The organism is Frankia sp. CeRuru1, assembly GCF_977966315.1.
In genome coordinates this window covers 1-3,124 of record NZ_CDWWEW010000498.1, presented here as the reverse complement: position 1 = coordinate 3,124, position 3,124 = coordinate 1, and the positions used below count along the sequence as shown (strand labels likewise).

The 3,124-nt window shown below is 72.3% G+C and carries 2 protein-coding genes and 1 pseudogene; all 3 read left to right on the top strand.

The features are described from left to right. A partial coding sequence (locus AC08OP_RS23405) for a short-chain fatty acyl-CoA regulator family protein (RefSeq protein ID WP_476616145.1) occupies positions 1–1,413 on the top strand: 1,413 nt, incomplete at its 5' end. Between the two features lie 394 nt (positions 1,414–1,807). Next, entirely contained in the window at positions 1,808–2,797 is a 990-nt protein-coding gene (locus tag AC08OP_RS23400) for a 3-hydroxybutyryl-CoA dehydrogenase (RefSeq protein ID WP_476616144.1), read from the top strand. Between the two features lie 84 nt (positions 2,798–2,881). Continuing rightward, positions 2,882–3,124, top strand: a pseudogene (locus AC08OP_RS23395) (MmgE/PrpD family protein); the annotation flags it as partial.

The window sequence follows — 3,124 nt, the reverse complement described above, 5'->3', positions numbered from 1 at the left end:
GAGAAGATGTTCGCGGGCGCCCGGCTGCGGCGGCTGCGGGAGGACCGCGCGATGAGCCAGGTCGACCTCGCCCGCGTCCTGGCGATCTCGCCGAGCTACCTCAACCAGATCGAGCACGACACCCGCCCGCTGACCGTGCCCGTGCTCCTGCGGATCAGCGAGGTGTTCGGCGTCGACGCGGCGTTCTTCGCGCCGCAGGACTCGGCGCGCACCCTCGCGGAGCTGCGCGAGGCGCTGCTCGCCGAGTCCCGCGGCGGTGACGTCTCGGCGGCGGACCTGCACGAGCTGGCCAGCGGCCTGCCCGAAGTGGCCGAGGCCGTGATCGGCCTGTACCGCCGGTACCGGCACCTGCTCGACCAGACCGAGCTGGTGGCCGAGTCCCGCGCCGTGGTGCTCGAGGCCGACCCGCACCAGCAGGTGCGGGACTTCTTCTACCGGCACCAGAACCACTTCGAGGAGCTCGACCGGGCGGCCGAGGCCACCGCAGAGCGGATCGGTGCCCGGCGCGGCGAGGTCCGGGTCGCGCTGCGCCGCCACCTGGGCGAGGCGCACCAGATCCGCACCACCCACATGAGCCGCCCGGCCAAGGAGTTCGGTGCGCGCACCGACATGCACTACTTCGACGGGGCCGACCGTACGCTGCATTTCTCGCCGCATCTGCGCCCAGGTCAGCAGGCGTTCCGGATGGCCACCCAGCTGGCCTTCCTGGAACAGGAGGAGCTGATCGAGAAAATTCTTACGTCCGAGTCGCTGGAGTCGCCGGAGGCTCGGCGGCTGGCCCGGATCGGACTGGCCAACCACTTCGCCGGCGCGCTGATATTGCCCTATATGAGCTTCTACCGGGCCGCGGAGCAGTTCAAGTACGATATCGAGCTGCTCGCCGAGCATTTCGGCGTCGGCTACGAGACGATTGCGCACCGCCTCAGCACCCTGCAGCGCCCCGGGGCCCGCGGGGTGCCGTTCATCTTCGTCCGCGTCGACCGGGCCGGGAACATCTCGAAACGCCAGTCGGCGACCGGTTTCCACTTCTCCAGGACCGGCGGCACCTGCCCGCTCTGGAACGTCTACGAGGCGTTCGCCGCGCCCGGCCGGGTCGTCGTGCAGGTCGCCGCGATGCCGGACGGGCAGCGCTACCTGTGGGTCGCCCGCAGCGTCACCCGCAACCGCGGCGGCTACGGCGAGCCGGCGAAGACCTTCGCGATCGGTCTCGGCTGCGAGCTGCGGCACGCTCCCCGGCTGGTCTACGCGCGCGGGATGGCGCTCGACGACCCCAAGGCCGCCACCCCGATCGGGCCCGGCTGCCGCACCTGCGACCGGCCGCGCTGCCCGCAGCGCGCGACCGCGCAGATCGGCCGGCCGCTGGCCATCGACGAGGCGCGTAGCACCTTCGTGCCGTACTCCGTCGAGCCCTGACCGCCGCGCCGCGAGTCGTGGCGCCGGGACTTCACTGGCTTCGCTCCCGGTGGCCGCGTCCCGCCGAGGTTCGCGGATGGGACCCCGGCCAGCCTGGGCGGATGCCCGACGGTCTCCGCGCGGCCCCCTGCGCGCCATCGGCGAAAGGATATTCGCAGGTTTCACAGACCTGACCACGAGATTCGCGAAATTTTACTTCTTCGCTTTCTGGACCCGCTGCTCGGCCGCGTGCCAGAGTGGCCCCATCGCGCTGACAGCCTGCCTGGCACCGACCGGGACGCCAGGAGCGGGCGACGTCCACGACGCGGCGGACGATCCCACCGAGCGCATTTCCACAAGCATTCGCGGGGCCGGCCGACCATTCAATCCGTGGGCAGAAGATCGGGGTGAGCAGATGTATGGGACGGAAAGGGTCGGCGTGGTCGGCGCCGGCGTCATGGGTGCCGGCATCGCGGAGGTCTGCATCCGCGCGGACCTCGACGTGCTGGTCTGCGAGACGGACGACCAGACGGCCGCCGCCGGCCGGCGCCGCGTGCTGGAGTCGCTGGACCGGGCCGTGCGCCGCGGGCGGCTGACCCCGCACGAGCGCGACCGGGCCGCCTGGCGGCTGCGGTTCACCGCCGATCTCGCCGATCTCGCCGACCGCCAGCTCGTCGTCGAGGCGGTGACCGAGAGCGCGCCGCTCAAGCAGCGGATCTTCGCGGACCTCGACCGGATCGTCGAGGATCCGGACGCCCTCCTCGCGTCTACTACCTCCGCCGTCGCGATCATGAAGCTGGGCACGTCGACGAGGCGCGCGGCCAGGGTCGTCGGGCTGCGCTTCTTCAACCCGGTGCCGGTGATGCCGCTCGTCGAGGTGGTCAGCTCGCTGCTGACCAGCCCGGCCACCCAGGCCGCCGCCGAGGATTTCGTGACGAGGGCGCTCGGCAAGCAGGTGGTGCGCTCCACCGACCGGGCAGGCTTCGTCGTCAACGCGCTGATCATCCCGTACCTGCTCGGCGCGATCCGCATGGTGGAGTCCGGCCACGCGGGCGTGTCTGACGTGGACCGGGCGATGGTCCTCGGCTGCGCCCACCCGATGGGCCCGCTGCGGCTCGCGGACCTCATCGGCCTGGACAACCTGCAGGCCATCGCCCTGTCGATGTACGAGGAGCTGCGCGACCCGCAGTTCGCCCCGCCGCCGCTGGCCCGGATGGTCGACGCCGGGCTGCTCGGCGAGAAGTCCGGGCGGGGCTTCCACGTGCACCCCGGCCCGGACCCGTCCGCCGCGTCCCGGCTGCGGCGCGACGTCGAGCTCCGTGCCGGCTCCCGGTCCACGACCGCGCCGGGCCCGCGTGCCGCCTGGGACACGCTGGCCGGTTCCGGTCTCCGGCTGATGGTCTGACCAGGGGCCCGGCCGGGGTGTCCCGCCGGCCGGGTGCTCTCGGCCCGGGCAGAGAAACGCGACAGAGGGGAGATGGGTGTCGACATGATCGAGCACAAGGTGCGTGTCTACCGCAGCGAGGAGCGGCTGGGCCGCGAGGACCAGCTTGCCTGGAAGATCGCCGCGGTCGCGTCCGATCCGGTGGAGGTGACCGACGTCGTCGCCGAGATGGTCATCAACCGGGTGGTCGACAACGCCGGCGTCGCGGCCGCGTCGCTGGCCAGGAAGCCGGTGACGGCGGCGCGGGAGCAGGCGCTGCGGCACGCGCCGCCGGCCGGCCGCGCCGGT

Excerpts from the sequence above, each read along its gene's own strand:
- AC08OP_RS23400 (WP_476616144.1), top strand. The coding sequence starts at position 1,808 with ATGTATGGGACGGAAAGGGTCGGCGTGGTCGGCGCCGGCGTCATGGGT.